Below are 21565 nucleotides of genomic sequence, written 5' to 3'. Positions count from 1 at the left end.
GTGAAATTTCTAGCATTTTTGGCGTTATTTTTTGGACTCTCTTACACGCTTTTAGCGGCGCACTACCTTAGCTTTGACCACAAAGCAAAGCAAGATGAGCTAAGAGAAATTTCAAAGATAACAAGGGCAAATTTAGCTTCTAGCTTTAGCCTAAAAGAGCAAAAGGGCTTTGTCTATGATAAGTAGAAATTTCATAAACTACGCTGTGATATTGCTTTTTAAAGACAAAAAGGACCATCTCTTTAGCTTTTGTCTCTTTGCGCTCATTATCTTTGTGCTAAGCTCGGTGCTTTTCATCTCTGGCTCGATCCAGCATGATCTTATAAGCTTAGTAAAGGATAGATCAAGCATAGTTGTTAGCGCGTTTCGTGCTGGTAAAAACGACCTTATGCACCATGGCTACATCTATGATATCTCAAAGATCGATGGCGTGGCTGACGTTAGAGGCGTGGCTGATGGGGAGTACTACTTCGTGCAAAAGCGCGTCTGGTTTCATCTATATGAGGATGATAGCCTAAAAGAAGACGAGATGATCGTTGGTGAGGGCGTAAAAGCTGCTATGAACGAGCTTTACTACGATGAGAGCTTTAACTTCTTAACAGAACAGCGCATGATACCAGTAAAGATAGTAAAAACCATGCCAAAACAAAGCGGACTTATCACAAATAACGCCATATTTTTGCATCCAAAAACCTTGCGAGCTATCTTAAATTTAAAGGACGAAGAATACACAAGGCTCTATGTAGATGTGCCAAACACTGATGAGATCAGCCAAGTGGCTTTAAAGATAGAGAATTTATATCCAAACTCATTTGCCATTAGCATAGAAGATGAGGTGGCGAACATTAGGCATCTTTACTACTATAAGGGCGGAATTTTTATGAGCATTTATGTTAGCGTTATGCTCATTTTTTTTGTGCTGCTTAAAAACCAAATTTCACTTGCTTACGGCAGTAAAAAGCGTGAGATAGCCATTTTGCGAAGCATTGGCTTTAGTATAAAAGAGATCATTTTTTTAAAATTTATACAAAATTTCATCGTTAGCGTTAGCGCCTTTTTGCTTGGCGTTATGTTAGCTTACCTCTTTGTGTTTGTTTTTAATGCTCCACTTTTAAAGGGGATATTTTTAGGCGACGAGCTTTTAAATTTTACAAATTTCACGCCTATTTTGGAGTTTGATAAGCTCTTTTTGATCTTTGTCTTTGGCGTCATACCATTTTTGGCATTTGTCCTTATCCCATCGTGGCGTGTGGCGTGTGGCGACATAAATGAGGGGCTAAAATGATAAATATAAGAGGCGTTAGCCTAGTCTATAACCAAGGCAAACAAAACGAGTTTTGCGCTCTAAAAAATATAAATTTAGACGTTAATAACGGCGAGTTAGTGATACTAAAAGGCGTTAGCGGAAGTGGTAAAAGCACCCTGCTCTCGCTCATAGCCCTACTTCAAAAGCCAACTAGCGGAGAGATTTTGATAGACGGCACTAACATCGCAAAGCTGCCTGACGCATTTTGCTCTGAGTTTAGACACAAAAGACTTGGGCTTATCTTTCAAAATTTTAACCTCATCGAGGGCTTAAGCGTCTATGAAAATTTGTTAGCCCCGTTTGCTCTAACAAATTTCAAGGCAAACGTGCGTGAAGAGATGATAAAAAAGGCTCTTGAGCTTGCAAATATCTCACACAAAAGAGATGAAAATGTATCAAATTTAAGCGGCGGTGAGCGTCAAAGATGCGCGGTAGCTAGGGCTTTGTCAATGGATGCGGATATCATTTTGGCTGATGAGCCAACGGCAAATTTAGATAGGCAAAATGCGCGTGCATTTTTAGGCCTACTTGAGTCATTTAAGGCGTTTAAAAAAAGCGTCATAGTCGCCACTCACGATAGCATTTTTGACGAGCTAAGCGCTACAGATAGAGTTGTTAGCTTGCAAAACGGAGAGATAGTATGAGCGTATTTTTATCAAACGCCGTTATCGCCTTTTTGTTAGCGGAGTTTGTGTTGTTAGTCTTGATGGGCATTTCGCTATTTTACGTCGTTAGGATAGTAAGATCGTGGGACTATAACGCGCTAACATCGCTTCAATACTCACTTGAAAAGCAAAACTACCTTGTAAATACGATCTTGCTCTTTAGCGTCTGTACAAAGATCGTTTTGTTTATATTTTTCGCACTTTGTCTAAATGAGCTCTCTGACATCGTGCCAGGAGCTATGTGCTCGGCTGGCGTGATCGGCTCAAATAAATTTGGCGGCATCTTGATGCTCACTAAAATTTTGCTGATATTTGGGCTTGGTATATGGCTGGTTATAAATAGGCTCGACTTGCAGGCTCTAAATTTCCCATATCTAAAGAAAAAATATGCCATTTTCATCTGCCTTTTTGTGATGATACTGGTTGAGCTTGGCATAGAAATTTCGTTTTTTTATAACATCCCGCTAAAAGTGCCAGTCTTTTGCTGCTCGGTCACTTTTCAAGCTCCAAAACTGCCATTTGGTTATACAAATTTTGGCTTAGTAAGCGCCTTTTTCGTGCTATTTTTTGTCATTTTGGCGCTAAATTTCTTAAAGCAAAGCATGGCAAGCTTTGTGGCAAATTTGCTATTTTTGGTGCTTAGCTACTACGCCATCACCTACTTTTTTGGTCTTTATGTTTATGAGCAGCCAAATCACAAGTGCCCATACTGCATGCTAAGAAGTGACTATTTTTACGTTGGCTACCTCATCTGGGGCAGTTTGTTTTTGGGCATTTTTTACGGTCTTATGCCATATCTTGTGGAGATCATCACAAAGACAAACTACTCGCACAAGCTTAAATTTTCATCGATCTGGCTAAGTGTTTGCGTGCTGATATGCTCGCTTTACGTGCTCAAATACTATTTGTTAAGAGGATTTTTATTTTGATAAAGCAAATTTTTTCTCTTTGTTTGTTGGCTCTAGTCTTAGCCGTTCTCGCCTATAATGCTGATATAAGCGACGATAAAATTTTGGTTCTAAATAACGGCAAGTCTGAGCCCATAGAGCAGCTTACGCCAAATAAATTTATATGTTATGAGAGCAGGACGCTCATCGCTGATAACAACGACACAGCTCAGGCCATCATGCCAAATGGCGACATCTACTTCTTTAACGACATCACAAATTCTTTCATCTGGTATATGGCGCAAAAGAGCAAAGATAAGATCAAGCTATTTGTCTATTCAAGAGATACAAACCGCTACATCCCAGCGCAAAATGCCTGGTACTCGAGGGTCGATATCACGCCGATGGGATACGGCATAGGGGCGTATGAGTTTCACACTTACGGCATAAACGACAACTACTTTAAAGAGGTCTTGCTCTACGCAGCACGCGGCGAAACGCTCATAAATCCATATATAAACATCCTACTTTCAGAAAATAAGATATAAATTTGCCTGAGTTCTAAATTTATAGAGCTCGCTAAGTTGTTTTTTTGGGTATTAAAAGCCTTTCTCGTTTATCTTTTTATAAATGTCGCATCCTTGTTGAAGCCCCAAATCACACGCTTTGCCAAAATACTCTTTCGCGGTGTGGTAGTCTTGTTTTGCGCCTTTGCCTTTTAGATAAAAAGCTCCTAAATTAAAACAACCGCGATTGTATCCATTATTGCAAGCTTTTTCATATAATTCTACTGATTTACTGTAGTCTTGCTCTACACCTTGACCGTTTTCATATAAAATTCCTAAATTAGAGCAACTATCATTAACTCCATCGTCACAAGCTTGTTTGTATAGATCAGCCGCTCTATAATAGTCTTGCTTCACACCTTGGCCATTATTGTATGAAATTCCTAAGTTGTAACAACTCATACTGTATCTGTCATTGCAAGCTTTTTGCCATAATTGAGCTGCCTTATAATAGTCTTGCTCTACACCCAGACCATTTACATATAAAACTCCCAAATTGTGGTAGGCTTGGGCAATATTGCCATCGCAAGCTTTTTCGTATAGTTTGGTAGCTTTGGTATAGTCCTGCTCTACCCCTTGTCCTCTTTCATAAAAATTACCTAGATTATAACAGCCATTAGCATATCCGCCATCACAAGCTTGTTTATATAGATTGGCCGCTTTATAATAGTCCTGCTTTAGATATTTGCCTTCTTCGTATAAATTTCCTAAATTAAAACAACCTATAGCATTTTTACCGTCACAAGATTTATTGTATAGCTCTATGGCTTTGTTATAGTTTTGTTCTACACCTTGGTTTTTTATATATAAAACACCTAGATTAGAGCAGCTTAGTGCATGTCCATTATTGCAAGCTTCTTCGTATAATCTAGCCGCCTTATTGTAGTCTTGCTCTACACCTTGACCATCCTCATATAAAAGCCCTAAATTATAACAACCAATACTATATTTGGCATCACAAACTTTTTGCCACAATTGAGCAGTTTTATAGTAGTCTTGTGTAGTGCCTTGACCGTTATAGTATAAAAATCCTAAGTTATAACAAGCTTGAATAATTTCACCATTACAAGCCTTTTCGTATAATTTAGCTGCTTTATTGTAGTCTTGTTTTACACCCTGACCATTTATATACAAAAGTCCTAAATTATAGCAATTGCCATTATTTCCATCATTGCAAGTTTTAGTAAATATCTCGACTGCTTTGTTGTAGTCACCTTTGCTGTAAGCCTCAAGTCCAAGTTCTACTAGATCCTTGGAGAATCCAATAGTTAGTAAGATTGTGTATAAAAGAACAGCCTTTTTCATTTTTTCTCCATTTTACAAATTCGTAGTTATTGTGGTCTGGCCTGCCTCTTTGTTAGAGAAGCAAACCTAATGTTAGTATCTAACGTTATTAACTTTTAAAAAGTCTCTTAGGTCTTCGTATTCGCTATTTTCAAAGTAGCGCCATTTGCCAGGCTTTAGCATATCAAGGCTAACGCGTCCAAAACTAACACGTTTTAGGTCCATCACTTCAAGGTCGAAGTAGCCAAAGAAGCGGCGTAGCTCTCTGTTTTGACCCTCATTTATGATGACCTTTAGTTTTGTGTAGCCACCGCTTGAGCCAAAGACTTTATAGGCTAGAAATGGCTTAAATTCCATTGATTTTATAGTAGTTTTTGCGTGAGCGCCTTTGGTGGCATCCTTGGCGAAAAAGCCATTTGTCATCGCTTCTATCACCTCTTTTGTCACCTCACCTTTTACCTTTAGGTAGTATTCGCGCTCTAAGTCGCTATTCATGAGCGCTGTGGCGATCGCTGGAGCGTCAGTTAGTAAAAGTAGTCCCTCACTTGCGTAGTCTAGGCGCCCTACGCTAACAAATTTGGCAAATTTCTTATCTAACGTGTCGTAGATCGTCTTTCGTCCGCGGTCATCTTTTTTGCTAACTAGCTCGCCCTTTTGTTTGTGATAAACGATAACGGTAAATTCTTTTTTTAGCTTTATCAAACGGCCATTTATGCGCACTTTGTCATCTTCATCCACGCTTGTGGCAAGGTCGCTAACCACACGCCCTGCTATGCTAACCTTGCCAGCTTTTATCAGCTCATCTGCCTCACGGCGTGAGTAGTTTGTGTTGTGTGAGATAAATTTATTTAGTCTTGTTTTTTCCATTTTATAGTCCTAAATTTGCAAGGTCATGGATGTGTAAAACGCCCACAGGCACACCATTTTCTACGACAGCTAGAAGCTGAATTTTATACTTTTCTATTAAAGCTAACGCATCTACGGCTAACATCTCTTTGTCATTTATCTCTTTTGGATGCATGGTTGCAAATTTCATCGCTGGTTCTTCTAGGTCAAAGTCCTCTCTCATAAGCGCGCGCCTAAGATCGCCGTCACTTAAAAGAGCGTCTAGCACACCATCTTTATCGACGATGAGAACCGTGCCAAGCTTGCCATGTGTCATAGTATCGATCGCGCTTTTTAGGCTTGCATTCCAGCGGACTATCGGTAAATTTTCGCTTCTCATCACGTCTTTGACCTTCAAAAATAGCCTCTTGCCAAGGCTGCCACCTGGATGAAAATTTGCAAAGTCCTCTTTTTTAAAGCCGCGCTTTTGCATCAAACAAACAGCTAACGCATCGCCAAGAGCTAACGTTAGCGTGGTTGATGCTGTTGGGGCGGCATTTAGTGGGCACGCCTCTTTCTCTACATTTATATCTATAAAAGCGTCGCTAAATTTACCAAGCGAGCTTGTCTTGCTTCTTGCCATGGCGACGATTTTCACGCCAAAGCGCTTTACATGAGGCAAAATTTTGATAAGCTCATCGCTCTCACCACTAAAACTAATGGCTAACAAGATGTCGTCTTTTTCTATCATGCCAAGGTCGCCGTGCATAGCCTCTGTTGGATGCAAGAAAAAGCTTGGCGTGCCAGTGCTTGCAAGCGTAGCAGCGATCTTTGCGCCCACGTGACCGCTCTTGCCCACGCCTGTTACTATGACTTTGCCCTTTGCGTTAAATATCAAATTTACGGCATCTTCTATCTCTACGCTTTTAGCGTGTCTTAAAAGCTCGTTTGCTTCTATCTCTAAGACTTCAGCGGCGATTTGGTTGGCTTTTTGCATAAATTTTCCTTACATTAGATAGATGATCGGCACGATAGTTGGGTACTTTTTGACCTTTCTAAATATGTGCTTTCTGATCACTTGGCGCACTTGTGACTCGAGTAGTCTGCTATCTTTCAAAAGCTCCTCTTTGACGTTACTTAGATACTGCTCTAGCACGCCCTCCATCTCTTTTCTAAACTCAGCGTCTTGCTTGTCGCCCACAAGGCCGTAGCTGATGACGCGAGGTTTGTTGATGAGTTTTGCGCCGTGACGTGAAATTTGAGCGATTATCATGACGACGCCTGCTTCAGCTAGGTTTTGTCTGTCGATGACGACGTCGTCTGCGATTTGTTTATTTATTTGATTATCTATGAAGACTTTGCCAGTTTTTACCGTTTTTACACGTTTTAGGTACTTTTGGCAAACCTCCATCTGATCGCCGTCGCTCATTAGATAGATATTTCTCTCATCCACACCACAGCTAATAGCCGTCTCTTTGTGCTTTGCGATGTGGTTGTACTCGCCATGCACTGGCAAGAAAAATTTTGGTTTTATGAGGCGAAGCATCAGCTTTTGCTCTTCCTGCGCTGCGTGACCGCTGACGTGGATCTCGCTAAAATCTTGGTAAGCGACGCTCGCACCTGATTTTAGTAAGAAATTTAGCACCGTTGAGACGCTGTTTTCATTGCCTGGGATCGCTTTTGAGCTGATGATTATCTGATCGGTCGGCTTTATCTTTATATATTTGTGCTCATCTGTCGCCATGCGGTAAAGGGCGCTCATAGTCTCACCCTGAGAGCCAGTAGTGACGATAAGCACCTCGTCATCTTTAAATTTACCAACCTCGTTTGCATCGATAAAAATTTTCTTATCGAGCTTGATGTAGCCAAGCTCCATAGCAGTGTATAAATTTCTCTCCATCGATCTGCCGATGACACAGACTTTGCGGTTGTATTTTAAGCCCCATTCGATCGCTTGATAGACGCGGTGGATGTTTGAGCTAAATGTGCTCATTATGACGCGGCCTTTTGCTTTTGAAAATATCGCGTCAAAGGTCTTACCAACGCTGCTTTCGCTCTTCGTAAAGCCCTCTTTGTAGCTGTTTGTGCTATCGCTTAATAGACAAAGCACGCCACGCTCGCCGTAATACGCTAGTCTGCCAAGGTCTGTTGGATAGCCATCTATCGGCGTGTGGTCGATCTTGAAGTCGCCTGTGTGGATGATCGTGCCAGCCTTTGTCGTGATCGCAAGTGCCGAAGCGTCGATGATAGAGTGCGTGATGTGTATCCACTCGACCTCAAAGTCACCTATGAGATATGGTTTTCTTTTTTCGACTGAGCGAAAGAGTGAGCGCTCTTGTTTTAGTCCATGCTCTTCAAATTTATTATTTATCATGCCAAGTGGAAGCGGTGTGGCGTAGATAGGAAATTTAAACTCTTTGTAAAAATAAGGCACCGCGCCGATGTGATCCTCGTGTGCGTGAGTGATGATGACGCCTTTTATCTTATCTTTTATCTTGCGAACGTAGTCGAAGTCTGGGATGAGGATATCCACGCCGTGCATGCTCTCGCTTGGAAAGCTCATGCCGATATCAACGATTATGGCGCTAGTTTCAGTTTCAAAGACCGTCATATTGCCGCCGATCTCGCCAAGACCGCCAAGTGGTGTTATGCGAATTTTATGCTCGCTTGAATTTAGATATTTTAGTGGCTCAAGTCTTAGCTCGTGAGTGGCTTTGTTTGCCTCCATCGCACTTGCGATATCTTGTTGCCACTGCTCGTTGCCATTTAGCTTTGCGGGTAAATTTTTCTTTGGTTTTTTAGCCTTTTTTGGCTTCTCTTTTTGCTCTTTTGCCTCGTTTTTAGCTTCAGCTTTTGGCTCTTGTTTTGGCTTTTCTTTTTGCTGTTTTTGCTCTTTTGGCTTATTATTTTCGCCATTTTTGTTTTGATTTTTGTTATTTCTTTGCTTTTTTGGACGAGGATTTTGACTTTTTGGCTCGGCGTGCGTTTCAGCCTGCTCTGCTGCAAAGAAGTTATCTATCACACTTTTGCTTGCTAGTGAGGTTTGCTCGGTAGTTTCGCCCTCTTGTTTTGGCTTATTTTTTGGTCTAAATCTTCGTCTTTTGTTGTTTTTACTTTGGTTAGTTACAACTTTCTCTTCGTTTTTGTCGTTCATTATCTTCCTTTAATCTTTCAAATACTTTTAGATAAGAATCGACATCTAGTTCGTGTGGACGTAAATTTTGAGCTAAGTCTAGGTCTTCAAAAATTTCTTCTAACGCTTTTTTGTCAAAATTTGTGGATAAATTTTTCAAAAGCGTCTTTCTTGGCGAAGCAAACGCAGCTCTTAAAAATGCTTTAAAAGCCTCGTATTGTTTTGCATCTTTGAAAATCCCGTCTTTGCCAAAAATCTTTTTTGTTTTTTGTAGTTTGATGACTGAGGATGTGACCTTTGGGGGTGGATTAAAAAGCTTTGCATCCACGTCAAACAAAAGCTCGCACCTGCCTTGAAGTGAAGCGAGGATCGATAAAGCGCTAAATTCTTTATCCCTGCTATTTGCACTAAATTTAAGAGCAACCTCTTTTTGTATCATCACGATAAGCCCAAGGCATTTTTCATCATCTATCGCATTTAGTATCATCTTCGTAGCAACGTAATAGGGCAAATTTGCGACCAAAAAGTAGTTCTCGCTACTTAGTCCGCCCTCTTGCTGCCACTGCTCTAAAGCATCTTTACAAAAAAGTTTTAATTGTCCATTTTGGATCTCATTTGCAAATTTGACCTTTAAAATTTGAAACAGCTCACAATCTATCTCAAAAGAGGTCGTCTTATAAATTTGCAAAAGTCTAAATGTCAAATCACCTAAGCCAGGCCCAATCTCAACGACGTTTTCTACGTCCTTGGGTATCGCTTGGATGATCTTATCTAGTGTCGCTTTGTCTTGTAAAAAATTCTGTCCAAAGTGCTTTTTTGCCTTTATCATAGCCGCGATATTAGCCAAAAATTACTTATACAATGATTACAAGTTTAGTTTAATCATATATAAAATGGATTATAATCACTAAATAACAACAAAATAAGGCACAAATTTGAGTAGGGCAAATACCTTAAAATACTTTTTATTATCACAATATTTAGAGCCAAAAACCTTAGACGAGCCAAAAAAGACAAATAGCAAATTTAAAAAATCAATGGACCTTGAGATCGCAAATTTCGATGAGAAATTTATGCAAATTTTAAGAGCATTTGACAGGTCGCTTTTAAAAAATGGTGTAGAAATTTCGATTTATGGCGGCATTTTTGAGACTGACTTGCTCGCCCTTGCGATATCAAAGCTAGCAAAGGTGAAATTTGAAAAAGAGCAAATTTTAGATGAGCTACGCTCTGAGCAAACGAGCTTTGAAAAGGCATTTTGTTATAAGCTTAAGCTCTCTGGCGATCTACTCTTTTGCAAAAATGAGCAAAATTTTGCCTTAAAAGATGCAAATTTAGATGATGAGTTAAGCCCATTTTTCACACCAAACTCATCAAATGACCTTTTTATCCCAACGGCTCCTTGGGCGATGGTGCGACTAAACCACCTAAAAGAGATCAGCCAAAACGACTTTAACAAAGAGTGCGAGCACATCAAGGATAAAATTTCTATCCATAAAGAGAAAATGAGGCTTAGCGACTATGTAAAAGCGGTGCACGAGGAGCTAAAAAGCTCTCTAAAGACGCCATTTTGTAAAGATGTGATCAGGCTTGAAGTAAGGATCGCTGACCCAAATTTTAAAGAGAATGACACCCTTTTAAATAGCTTTTTTATAGATGATATAAATTTGCTTATCAAATTTTACGAGTCAGGCAGGACGCACGAGCTGACGGATCAGTTTTTAGACGAGGGCAGTGAGAATAAATTTGAGAGGATTGACGTTAGAGATGAGCTAAATCAAAGGGCTGTTAGGGATTTTTTTAAGGCTGAGCGCTACCCAAGATCGGCTTTTGCAAGTGATTTTGCCTTAAATTTCTCACAGCAAATGGCGCTAAATAACATCATAGAGAAATTTAAAGAAGGTAACGGCGGGATTTATAGCGTAAATGGCGCTCCAGGCACGGGTAAAACGACACTTTTAAAGGACGTGATGGCTGAAGTGGTGACGCTTAGGGCGATGAAGCTCGCGCAAATGAGCAGGCACGATATCTTTGAGCCAGTTTATGACAGCGACGAAAAGGCGCTTTATTTTAGGCTAAATGACGAACTGCAAGGCTACGAGATGGTCGTTAGCTCTTGCAACAATGGCGCGGTTGAAATTTTGAGCAAGGAGCTAAGCCAGTTAAAGAGCATAGGGGATTATGCGGGCGAGATTGATTATTTTAAATTTATAGCCACAAGGCTACTCTCGGCTGATGAAAAGAGTAAATTTGGCGAGAAGTCCTTTATCTCAAAGCCAGCTTGGGGGCTATTTTGCGTGGCGCTTGGCTCAAAGCAAAACAAGTCAAATTTCGTTTTTAATGCAATTAATGGCGTAAAGATCGAGGCTACTCACAGCCAGCATGATGAGATATCAAAAGAGTATGGCGAGTTTTTGGAGCAAGATGGCTTTTTGATGGGGCTTGGCAAATATCTGGCAGTTGGCGAAGGGGTTGATGACTACGACGTGGCGAAGGAGAAATTTAATCTCGCACTTCACGAGGTAAATTTACTTTTTAGCGAGATCAGGATCAAAGAAGAGGAGCTAAAGAGCCTTAAAACAGAGCTAGCTGACGTCGATAGAAGACTAGAGAGCTATAACTCAGCCAAGCAGATAGAGGAGTTTTTATCTCCTCTTGAGAGCGAATTTACTAGCGTTAGTGACGAGCTTGAAGATAAAAAGGCTGAATTTAGCGAGCTAACAAGAGTTGTTAGTCAAAATGAAGCGTTGCAGGAGTATCTAAGCACACCAGAAAAGCCGCCATTTTTTCTCTTTCAGCAGATTTTTAAGACAGAGGCCTTTGAAAAGTATAACGACGAGGCGTTAAAGGTTGGCGAGATAAACCGCCAGATAGCTGAGCAAAATTTAAAAGCAAGCAAGCAAAATGGCGAGAGTAAAGAGAAAAACGAGGCAAGGCTAAATGAGCTAAAAGACGAGATAGCGGGGCTTGAGAGCAGAGCAGCAGAGCTTGGTGTAAAGATAAATCTTTACAAAAGGCTACAAAGCGACTTTGCTAGACGTCAAAAGATACTTGGCAGGAGCGAGGAGCTAGATATCTTTCTAAACGGCAGCTTCAGCGAGAGTAATGACGAAATGCAAAAGAGTATGCCATTTATGATGGAATTTGGTATAGATGAGAAATTTCACAAGACAAAGCTTTTTAAGGCTAGGATAGAGCTTTTCAAAGAGACGCTAAATTTGCATAAGGCTGCCATTTTTGCCTGCAAAGAGGCTGTTAGGACAAATTTACGCGCTCTTAGCGTTATCTTTAACGATGAAAAGATGGCTGAAAAAAACGGCTTAGAGGCAAAGCATAGACGTGAGGTCATCAAAGGGCTCTTCTTGTTAACGCCTGTTGTTAGCTCGACTTTTGCCTCGTTTAATAACACCTTTAAAGAGCTTTTAAATGGCGATATAGGCATGCTTTTGATAGACGAAGCAGGGCAGGCAAATTTAACTAACGCGTTAGGTGCCTTACTCCGCTCAAAGATGGCTGTAGTGGTTGGCGACCCACTTCAGCTTGAGCCAGTTGTAACACTGCCAGTTAGTTTAAATAACGCGATCCTTAGCTACTGCGAGGCAAAAGAGGAGTTTAACTTGCTTAAGTCCTCTGTGCAACTAAGAGCCGACAAAGCGCAGAATATCGGCACATATATAAAAGGTAGTGGCGAGAGTATCTGGGTCGGCTCGCCACTGATCGTGCATAGAAGGTGCGCTAACCCTATGTTTGAGATATCAAACGAGACTACATACGATGATATGATGATACTTGGTAGAAGCGCGGCTAGTAAATTTGCAAACACTAACGTGCAAACAAAGTGGATAGATGTTAGAAGTGAGGAGTGGATAGGCAACTACAATAAAGCCGAGGGCGAAGCGGTTAAAGAGCTCTTGGCAAGTGAGCTAACTAGCCAAAATTATAACATCAGGATAATAACGCCATTTAAAGATGTTTGTAGAAATTTAAAAGGTGCAGGCACTATCCACACTATGCAAGGTAAAGAAGCTGACATTATCGTGTTTGTGTTAGGGGGAGCTACAAAGGGCGCTAGAGCATGGGCTGCTAGCAAGCCAAACCTGCTAAACGTGGCACTAACAAGAGCAAAAGAGGTTATTTATATAGTTGGAAACCGAGAAAATTGGGCTAGTTTGCCCTACTTTGAGGTGGCAGCTAGAAAGATAGACAAAGGATAAAATTGAATCATTTCGCAAAACGCATAATCCCATGCCTCGACGTAAAAGATGGCAGGGTCGTAAAAGGTGTAAATTTTGTTGGACTTGTTGATGCTGGAGACCCGGTCGAGATAGCTAAAAGATATAACGACGAGGGTGCTGACGAGCTTTGCTTTTTGGATATCACAGCCTCTCACCTTGGCCGTGATACGATAGTTGATGTCGTAAAAAAGGTCGCAAGCAAGCTTTTTATACCACTAACCGTTGGCGGTGGCATACGCACGATCGATGATATCTCGCGCCTTTTAAATGCGGGCTGCGACAAGGTGAGCCTAAACTCATCGGCGATAAAATATCCAAATTTAATCGACGAAGCGGCTAAGAAATTTGGCTCGCAATGTGTCGTCGTAGCGATCGACGCTAAAAAGATTGAAAATGGTTATAGCGTTTTTATAAATGGCGGCAGGATCGATACCAAAAAAGATGCCTTTGCTTGGGCAAAAGAGGTCGAGTCGCGCGGAGCAGGGGAGATATTGCTAACGTCTATGGATAACGACGGTGTCAAGCAGGGCTTTAGTCTGGAGCTGACAAAGACCTTTAGCGCGCTTTCTATACCGACTATCGCAAGTGGTGGCGCTGGCAAGATGGAGCATTTTAAGGATGCTTTTGAAGCCGGAGCTGATGCGTGTCTTGCTGCTTCGATATTTCACTTTGGTGAGATCGAGATAAAAAAGCTAAAAGAGTATCTTAAAGCAAATGGCGTTGAGGTTAGGCTCTGATGTTAGTTATCTCAGCTGGAAAAAATGAAATTTTTGACTTTGCCTTGCCAATGGGGGTGGGGCTAGTCGATATGGCGATAAATTTGACAAAGTTTTTGCAAAAAAGATCGTGCGTGGGAGCAGATGAAAAGAGCATAAATTTAAAAAATATTGATCTGCACTACCTCGCAAAGATCGAGGCTAAATTTGCAAACTCATCAAACCCAGAGTTGCAAAATCTAAGCCAAAATTTGTCAAAAAATCCTGAGCGAAATTTATACCAAATGCCAGAAAAGATAGTTTTTGTTGGCTCGGCAGGTCTTTATGAAGATGGTGAAATTTTGCAAATTTATGAAAGCTCGGTTGGGGCAAATGTTGAAATTTCTAGCATAGAAAATAGATCTTACACGCCGATCGAGTGTGAAATTTCTTCTATCGTTTCACGTGGAACTATCAAAACAAATTCATCAAATTTCATAACGACAGATAAAAATTTGGCTCATAAGATGTTTGAAAAGGGTTATTTTTTAGAAAATATGGAGTTTTTTTCTGTTCTAAAAGTGGCTCAAATTTTTAAAATTCCAGCTTACGGAATTTTTGTAGCGACAAATTTTTGTGATGAAAATGCGCATGCTGATTTTATAAAAAATCACTCTGCAGCTAAAGAGCTACTAACAAAATATGTAAAGGAAAATATGTGAAAAATTTGCTTGATCTTAGCATCGAAGAGTTAAAAGAGCTAGTCTCTCCCTCGTTCAGAGCGACGCAAATTTATGAGTGGGTATATAAAAAAAATGCAACAGAATTTAGCCAAATGCTAAATTTACCAAAGGATATGCGTCAGGATTTGGCTGAGAAATTTTATCTTGACCCTCTAAAATGTGTGAAATTTGAGCAAAGTAGTGATGGCTCGATCAAGTATCTTTTTGAGCTAAAAGATGGTCTAAAGATAGAGAGCGTTTTGTTGCCGATGAAAGAGGAGATCAGCGATGAAGATGGCAAGGTTAGTCGCCATGCTCGTTATACGGTTTGTGTTAGTTCGCAGGTTGGCTGCAAAATGGGCTGTGCTTTTTGTCTAACAGCAAAGGGTGGGCTTGTTAGAAATTTGACTGCTGGCGAGATCGTAGGGCAAATTTTATGGATAAAAAGAGAGAATAACATACCATACGAGAGACGCATAAATGTCGTTTATATGGGTATGGGTGAGCCACTTGACAACCTTGCTAACGTTAGTAAAGCGATTAAAATTTTAGCTCTTAATGAGGGTCTAGCCATATCTCCACGCCGTCAAACTGTTTCAACTAGCGGCCTTGGTAGTCAGATAAAAAAGCTTGGAGAAATGGACCTTGGTGTTTTGCTGGCTATATCACTGCATGCTGTTACTAACGAGCTTAGAAGCCGCCTGATGCCGATAAATAAGGCGTATAATATCGAGGCTGTTATGGATGCTGTTAGGGGATTTCCTATTGATATGCGAAAGCGTGTGATGTTTGAATATCTTGTTATCAAGGACTTAAACGATAGTGTTAGTGACGCAAAAAAGCTGGTTAAACTGCTGCATGGTATCAAGGCAAAGGTAAATTTGATCTACTTTAACCCGCATGGAGGTAGTGAATTTGGACGGCCTGAGCTTGCTAGTATGCTAAAATTTCAAGAATATCTAAGGGAACATGGTGTTACTTGCACGATCAGGCAGAGCAAAGGGCTTGATATAAGTGCTGCTTGTGGCCAGCTAAAACAGCGAAATGAAAATCCAAAAATCAAAGCTAACGTTAGTGATAAGAGTGCAGCTAAAACAGAAGAAAAACCAACTAACGATAAAACTAACGTGAGTAAAAAATGACAGCTCTTGATATCGCCGAGATAATTTTTATAGTGTTGGTTGCTGGTGTTGGACTTGGGCTAATCATGAAAGTTTTAAAAGAGGAAAATAAAATTTCAAAATAAAATCTAAAAAATTTGGTATGAAATTTTGTGAGTGAAAAACAAAAACACAAAGTTGATTACCAAAATTTAATTCACAATGCGGCGACACTAAAAATCTAATTCTACTTTTCAATAAAAACTCTATTTCAAATTTAAAAGCAAAATTATGAAATTTTTTATAGATTATTTTTACTAGAAAGACTTTTTAAAATTTAAATATTTTAATTATTTGCTTCTTTTGCAAATTTATAAAACTCACTTTCGGCGTCAAATTTGCTTTTTATGGTGTAAAAATTTTCATCAAATTTAAATGAAATTTCATCCGAGTGAAGCAAGAGCCTTTTTGCACCAGTTAAATTTATCCGTTCATGCTCGCTCATCTCTTTGTCTAAAATTTTCTCGATCTGCGGACGTAACAAACCATAAAGTGGTTCGCCAAGGATCTTGTGTTTCACATGAAACAAATGCAAGCGAATTTGATGCTGCCTGCCAGTGAGTGGGATAGCCCGAATTAAAGTCGTATCGATATCGTCAAAATACTTTATAGGCAAAATTTTAGTCACAGCGCTCTTGCCATTTTCACAAATTTGCATTCGCATTTTCACATCGTCGTAGTTGTTTGCTAGATCCATCTTAGCATCGATCGTAAATTCTTGCTCGATCTTGCCTTGCACCATCGCGACGTAGCTTTTAGAAACCTCTCTGTTTTCAAAGATTTTCTTTAGTTTTATCGTAGAATTTCTATCTTTGCCAACGACTATCACGCCGCTTGTTTCGCAGTCTAGCCTATGTGCTACGCTCGCATCTCGTCCAAAAAGTGTGTAAATTTCATCGTTTAGTGAGTAGTCGCAGTGTCTGCCATTTGGGTGGCTCAGCACCCCGCTTGGCTTGTCAAATACCGCAAAGCTCTCGCACTCAAAGATCGGCTTTAGTCCTTTTGGCTTGGCCTCATAGTCGATCAAAAAGACATCGCCGCACAAAACGGCATTTTTCTCACTCACGACACTGCCGCCACAGATCAGCCTGCCTTTGTCGATGAGACGCTGGGTTTGGCTCATGTTAAAGCCGTTTTGCAGTAAAATTTCATAAGCTTTTTGATGATCTGCAGTAATGATAAATTTATTTACATAGGGCAAAAATGATCCTTTGAAAAACGAGTAAGCTATCTTAAGCCCAAATTTATAAGCGTATAACCGACATTTCAGCCCGGATTTTATATAATCAAAACTTAAATTTAGAGAAATTGCACGACGTGATTTCTGGCTCAAAAAGCCAAATTTATACTTTCAGGACAAAAGCAAACTAACACAAAAGGTTCAACAATGGTCGAAAGATACTCACGCAAAGAGATGGCTGAAAAGTGGAGCATACAAGCAAAATACGACGCTTGGCTCAAAGTAGAAAAAGCTGCTGTTAAAGCTTGGAATAAGCTTGGCTTCATAAGCGACAGCGACTGCGAGAAAATTTGCAAAAATGCTAAATTTGAAGTGGCTCGCATCGACGAGATAGAAAAGACGACAAAGCATGACGTCATCGCATTTTTAACAAGCGTCAGCGAGAGCCTTGGCGAGGAGAGCAGGTTCGTACACTACGGCATGACCTCAAGCGACTGCATCGACACAGCCGTCGCACTTCAGATGAAAGAGAGCCTAGAGCTCATCATCAGCGACGTAGAGGAGTTTATGCAGGCAGTCAAAAACAGAGCAAACGAGCACAAGCACACGCTCATGGTTGGCAGAAGCCACGGCATCCACGGCGAGCCGATAACTTTTGGCCTTGTGCTTGCCATCTGGTACGACGAGATCGCAAGGGCGCTAAAGCTCATCAAAGATGCAAAAGATACGATAAGCTACGGCAAACTCTCAGGCGCTATGGGAAATTTAGCCCACGCTCCGATGGAATTTGAAGAGCTAACGTGCGAAGAGCTAGGCCTAAAAGCAGCCCCAGCGTCAAATCAAGTGATCCAGCGCGACCGCTACGCCCACGTGGTGAGCGCCATCGCTATCTTGGCCTCTACTTGCGAGAAGATCGCAGTTGCCATTAGACACTACCAAAGGACCGAAGTTTATGAGGCGGAGGAGTACTTTAGCCCAGGACAAAAGGGCTCAAGTGCGATGCCACACAAGCGCAATCCAGTCCTTAGCGAAAACATCACCGGTCTTTGCAGGGTGCTACGCTCATACGTCACGCCTTCTCTTGAAAACGTCGCCCTTTGGCATGAGCGCGATATCAGCCATAGCTCGGTTGAGAGATTTATCCTGCCAGATATGTTTATCACGGCTGATTTTATGCTGGTTCGTATCAAAAATTTGATAGCAAATTTGGTTGTCTATCCAGAAAATATGATGAAAAATTTAAATTTAACAGGCGGATTAGTCTTTTCGCAGCGCGTGCTTTTACAGTTGCCGCAGCGTGGAATTTCTAGAGAGGACGCCTACAAGATCGTTCAGCGCAATGCCATGAAGGTATGGGCGGACTTACAAGAGGGCAAAAAAGCGATAGACGAGCAAGGTCACAGCCTATTTTTACAAAATTTACTAGCCGACGAGGACCTAACTAAGAGCCTTAGCAAAGATGAGATCAAAGAGTGTTTTGGCTATAACTACTACACCAAAAATGTAGATAAAATTTTCGCCAGAGTTTTTGGCAAATAAATTTAAACGCAAGGGGTAAATTTAGCCCCTTGCAACTACCCTAATACAAAATCCAAATTTATCAGCTAGGAGCTAGCATTTTTCAAGTAGCTTTTACAAGTGCTAGCAAATTTTATCGGCAATGTTGGCGCATTTAACTTTTGGTAGCCAAAGCTAACACAAAAGTTCATAACGTTTAACGTTTTTTATCACCCTCGAGCTAGAAAAATAAGAGTTTTTAGCAAGCCTTTATCTTTCTCATTTTGGCGATAAATTTTATATTTAATGAAGAGTTTTTGGCAAAGAGAGTTTTTATATCTTTTTGGATAAAATCTCAAATTAAAATTTAACACGGAGAGACATTTTTGAAAGTTATAAAACGTAATGGCAGAACAGAAGAGCTTGATATCAGCAAGATCAAAAAATACACAAACGAAGCGGTCCTAGGTCTTAGCAACGTAAGTCTTAGCGAGCTTGAGGTAGACGCGAAAATTCAGTTTAGAGATATGATAACGACTGAGGAAATTCAGCAAACTCTTATAAAAACAGCAGTTGATAAGATCGACATCGACCGCCCAAACTGGACATTTGTCGCTGCGAGGCTATTTTTGTTCGACCTTTATCATAAAGTGACTGGCTTTAACGGCTACAACCACCTAAAAGACTATCTCGCAAAGGGCGAAAAGGTAGGCCGCATCATCCCTGGGCTAAAAGAGAAGTACGATCTTGAGGATCTAAACGCATACATAAAGCCTGAGCGCGACCTCCAGTTTGCATACCTTGGTATCAAGACGCTTTATGATCGCTACCTCATCAAAGACAAGAGCGGTATGCCTATCGAGCTGCCACAGCACATGTTTATGGCGATCGCTATGTTTCTTGCGCAAAACGAGCTAGATAGTCAAGGCTGGGCAAAGAAATTTTACGACCTCATCTCTAAATTTGAAGTGATGTTAGCCACCCCAACGCTCTCAAATGCAAGGACTACACGCCACCAGCTAAGCAGCTGTTACGTAGGCAGCACGCCTGATAATATCGAGGGCATTTTTGATAGCTACAAAGAGATGGCGCTACTTTCAAAATTTGGTGGCGGTATCGGCTGGGACTGGAGCAAGGTGCGTGCGATGGGTGGCAGTATCGACGGACACAAAAACGCAGCTGGCGGTATCATACCATTTTTAAAAGTGACAAACGACATCGCAGTAGCGGTCGATCAGCTAGGCACTAGAAAGGGCGCGATCGCTGTTTATATCGAGCCTTGGCACATGGACGTGAGCGATTTTCTCGATCTTCGCAAAAACTCAGGCGAAGAGAGACGCCGTGCGCACGAGCTTTTCCCTGCACTTTGGATAAACGACCTATTTATGAAGCGTGTTAAAGAAAATGGCCGTTGGAGCCTTTTTGACCCAGCTCAAGTAAGCGACCTTTGCGACCTTTATGGCGAGGCGTTTGAGAAGAGATATTTAGAGTATGAAAACGACGAAAATATCCAGAAAAACACCATTCTCGCAAAAGAGCTTTGGAAGAAAATTTTAACTAGCTATTTTGAAACCGGCATGCCATTTTTATGCTTTAAGGACAATGCCAACAAAGCAAATCCAAACGACCACGAGGGCATCATCAGAAGCTCAAATTTATGCACCGAAATTTTCCAAAACACAGCGCCAAACTACTATAAGATCAAGATCACTTATGAAGACGGCGGCGAGGAGCTATTTGACGAAGAAGAAGACGTCACCGTTGATAGCGGCATAACTAAAAAAGCCAAAAAGCTTAGCGCGCTTGATAGCCTAAAAGGCAAGCAAATTTTCATCGTAGAAAAAGAGAGTATCGAGGGCAAAACGGCAGTTTGTAACCTTGCAAGTATAAATTTAAGCAAGATAAACAGCAAAGAGGACATCGAGCGTGTCGTGCCGATAGCTATCAGGATGCTTGATAACGTTATAGACCTAAATTTCTACCCGCACAAAAAGGTAAAACACACAAACCTAGCCTCTCGCTCGATCGGCCTTGGCGTCATGGGCGAAGCGCAAATGCTAGCTGAGAAAAATGTAAAATGGGGCAGCTATGAGCATTTGGCGCTCATTGATAGCATAATGGAAAACATAAGCTACAACGCGATCTATGCTAGCTCAAATTTAGCTGTAGAAAAGGGCATATATCCAAAATTTGAAGGCTCAAAATGGAGCAAAGGTATTATGCCGATAGACACCGCAAACGAGAACGCAAAGGCACTTTTAAACGACAAAGGCGGGCTATTTGACGAAAATGTCTGCGACTGGGACAAGCTAAGAGAGAAGGTTAAACGTGACGGCATGAGAAATGGCTACCTAATGGCGATCGCTCCAACTAGCTCGATCTCGATCCTTGTTGGCACTACTCAGACCATCGAGCCAGTCTATAAACGCAAGTGGTTCGAGCACAACCTAAGCGGCATGATCCCAAATGTCGTGCCAAATTTAAGCCCAGATACTTGGCAGTTTTACACGCCAGCTTATGAGCTTGATCAGAGAATTTTGATAAAAGCAGGCGCGATCCGCCAAAAATGGATCGATCAAGGTCAAAGCCTAAATATCTTCATGAGCCTAGATAAGGCAAGTGGCGGATACCTAAGTGAAATTTACACGCTTGCATGGGAGCTTGGACTAAAATCAACCTACTATCTACGCTCTGAAAGCCCAGACAGCGAAAAACTAAACGACGTAGCTGACCGCTCGATCGAGTGTGAAGGATGTCAGTAGATAAATTTAAGATGGTCTTTTGCTTTGGCACACTAGCCAAGGTAAAAGACCTATTTGTAAGTGATAAAACAGAGAGAAGCTCACGTGGCATCTCTGGTCTTATCGGCTACGTAAGTGCATCATACCTATATAAGATAGTTCTAGACTATATGCCTTTTACGGTTGGCATTGTAGCTGGAGCACTAGCCTTTATAAGCTATGTTATAGAACTAGCTAAGTTTTACTACATCTCACCATTTGTTACAGCTTTTGCTGTCACTATGGGTAAAACAAACAAGATAGTTGACTTCTTAGTAGGGGCACTATCTATATTCTTTAAACCTATCTTGATAGTTATATTTATCTACTTTGGTCTATTTGTCTATGGTATATTTAAAGATATATTCTTGCTCTATGCCGAAGAGCAGATGAATATGATGTATGAACTTCAAAGCCAGTTCTTCTTAACAGTTATGCTTCATATATTTATGGCACTACTACATATCATAGGTGCAATAGGTGGTGCTTACATGCTTTGGAAGATCATACTTCATGCACCAACATGGGTTTTAAAGATGGTAGGTCTAAGTGATAGCGGAGCAAGCTTTGCTTCTCAAGAGCTAGCACGCAACCTAGAGAAATATACCTTCCATATGTAACAAATATGAA

Annotated in this window: 18 protein-coding genes; 12 read left to right on the top strand and 6 right to left on the bottom strand. The window is 40.9% G+C overall.

The genetic code is table 11. The annotated features are described in order from the left end of the window. Genes CVS81_RS04490 through CVS81_RS04470 form a run of 5 tightly spaced genes read left to right on the top strand, consistent with a single transcriptional unit; the run spans nt 1 to nt 3406 of the window. Nucleotides 1–186 (top strand): hypothetical protein, encoded by a 186-nt coding sequence (locus CVS81_RS04490; RefSeq protein WP_021084005.1) that lies wholly within the window; start codon nt 1–3, stop codon nt 184–186. Further along, nucleotides 176–1285, top strand: a complete 1110-nt coding sequence (locus tag CVS81_RS04485) for an ABC transporter permease (protein ID WP_107965224.1) — start codon at nt 176–178, stop codon at nt 1283–1285. Before CVS81_RS04490 ends, CVS81_RS04485 begins: the two co-directional genes overlap by 11 nt. Beyond that, complete coding sequence (locus CVS81_RS04480; protein WP_107965223.1) at nt 1282–1950, top strand: ABC transporter ATP-binding protein; 669 nt, start codon at nt 1282–1284, stop codon at nt 1948–1950. The genes CVS81_RS04485 and CVS81_RS04480 overlap by 4 nt, the downstream gene beginning before the upstream one ends. After that, on the top strand, nt 1947–2900 hold the full coding sequence (locus CVS81_RS04475) for a hypothetical protein (RefSeq protein WP_107965222.1): 954 nt from the start codon (nt 1947–1949) through the stop codon (nt 2898–2900). Before CVS81_RS04480 ends, CVS81_RS04475 begins: the two co-directional genes overlap by 4 nt. Further along, nucleotides 2897–3406: a hypothetical protein gene (locus CVS81_RS04470; protein WP_107965221.1), complete on the top strand. Its 510-nt coding sequence runs from the start codon at nt 2897–2899 to the stop codon at nt 3404–3406. Before CVS81_RS04475 ends, CVS81_RS04470 begins: the two co-directional genes overlap by 4 nt. Nucleotides 3407–3457: 51 nt before the next feature. Here the strand turns inward: CVS81_RS04470 and CVS81_RS09765 are convergent, their stop codons facing one another. The 5 genes from CVS81_RS09765 to rsmA form a co-directional block, all read right to left on the bottom strand. Then, complete coding sequence (locus tag CVS81_RS09765) at nt 3458–4729, bottom strand: tetratricopeptide repeat protein (protein ID WP_141106731.1); 1272 nt, start codon at nt 4727–4729, stop codon at nt 3458–3460. Between the two features lie 72 nt (nt 4730–4801). Then, nucleotides 4802–5575, bottom strand: a complete 774-nt coding sequence (locus tag CVS81_RS04460; RefSeq protein WP_009295179.1) for a pseudouridine synthase — start codon at nt 5573–5575, stop codon at nt 4802–4804. Between the two features lies 1 nt (nt 5576). Beyond that, a complete protein-coding gene (locus CVS81_RS04455; RefSeq protein ID WP_103575183.1) occupies nt 5577–6530 on the bottom strand; it encodes a KpsF/GutQ family sugar-phosphate isomerase in 954 nt (317 codons plus the stop codon). A 9-nt stretch (nt 6531–6539) separates the two neighbouring features. Then, on the bottom strand, nt 6540–8687 hold the full coding sequence (locus CVS81_RS04450) for a ribonuclease J (protein WP_199907149.1): 2148 nt from the start codon (nt 8685–8687) through the stop codon (nt 6540–6542). Further along, nucleotides 8653–9495 (bottom strand): 16S rRNA (adenine(1518)-N(6)/adenine(1519)-N(6))-dimethyltransferase RsmA, encoded by an 843-nt coding sequence (gene rsmA / locus CVS81_RS04445; RefSeq protein ID WP_107965323.1) that lies wholly within the window; start codon nt 9493–9495, stop codon nt 8653–8655. The genes CVS81_RS04450 and rsmA overlap by 35 nt, the downstream gene beginning before the upstream one ends. 106 nt (nt 9496–9601) lie before the next feature. On the opposite strand from rsmA, the gene CVS81_RS04440 reads away from it, so the two are divergent. Genes CVS81_RS04440 through rlmN form a run of 4 tightly spaced genes read left to right on the top strand, consistent with a single transcriptional unit; the run spans nt 9602 to nt 15460 of the window. After that, on the top strand, nt 9602–12880 hold the full coding sequence (locus CVS81_RS04440; RefSeq protein WP_107965220.1) for a DEAD/DEAH box helicase: 3279 nt from the start codon (nt 9602–9604) through the stop codon (nt 12878–12880). A gap of 2 nt (nt 12881–12882) precedes the next feature. Then, nucleotides 12883–13638 (top strand): imidazole glycerol phosphate synthase subunit HisF, encoded by a 756-nt coding sequence (gene hisF, locus CVS81_RS04435; RefSeq protein WP_107965219.1) that lies wholly within the window; start codon nt 12883–12885, stop codon nt 13636–13638. After that, entirely contained in the window at nt 13638–14318 is a 681-nt protein-coding gene (locus tag CVS81_RS04430) for a purine-nucleoside phosphorylase (RefSeq protein WP_107965218.1), read from the top strand. The genes hisF and CVS81_RS04430 overlap by 1 nt, the downstream gene beginning before the upstream one ends. Beyond that, the gene (rlmN, locus tag CVS81_RS04425) at nt 14315–15460 is read left to right on the top strand and encodes a 23S rRNA (adenine(2503)-C(2))-methyltransferase RlmN (protein ID WP_107965217.1); all 1146 of its coding nucleotides are present in this window, start codon (nt 14315–14317) and stop codon (nt 15458–15460) included. Before CVS81_RS04430 ends, rlmN begins: the two co-directional genes overlap by 4 nt. Nucleotides 15461–15764: 304 nt before the next feature. Here rlmN and CVS81_RS04420 read toward each other — a convergent pair whose 3' ends face one another. Continuing rightward, on the bottom strand, nt 15765–16679 hold the full coding sequence (locus CVS81_RS04420; protein WP_107965216.1) for a pseudouridine synthase family protein: 915 nt from the start codon (nt 16677–16679) through the stop codon (nt 15765–15767). Between the two features lie 186 nt (nt 16680–16865). On the opposite strand from CVS81_RS04420, the gene purB reads away from it, so the two are divergent. From purB to CVS81_RS04405, 3 genes are all read left to right on the top strand, one after another. Further along, the gene (purB, locus tag CVS81_RS04415; protein ID WP_107965215.1) at nt 16866–18197 is read left to right on the top strand and encodes an adenylosuccinate lyase; all 1332 of its coding nucleotides are present in this window, start codon (nt 16866–16868) and stop codon (nt 18195–18197) included. Nucleotides 18198–18541: 344 nt separating this feature from the next. Further along, entirely contained in the window at nt 18542–20917 is a 2376-nt protein-coding gene (locus CVS81_RS04410) for a ribonucleoside-diphosphate reductase subunit alpha (protein WP_107965214.1), read from the top strand. Continuing rightward, a complete protein-coding gene (locus CVS81_RS04405) occupies nt 20908–21555 on the top strand; it encodes a hypothetical protein (RefSeq protein WP_159070962.1) in 648 nt (215 codons plus the stop codon). The genes CVS81_RS04410 and CVS81_RS04405 overlap by 10 nt, the downstream gene beginning before the upstream one ends. The last annotated feature ends 10 nt before the right edge of the window (nt 21556–21565 follow it).

This window comes from Campylobacter concisus (genome assembly GCF_003049065.1).
GTDB lineage: Bacteria > Campylobacterota > Campylobacteria > Campylobacterales > Campylobacteraceae > Campylobacter_A > Campylobacter_A concisus_BE.
The sequence above is the reverse complement of the archived record's forward strand: the minus strand, read 5'-3'. Positions and strand labels throughout refer to the sequence as shown.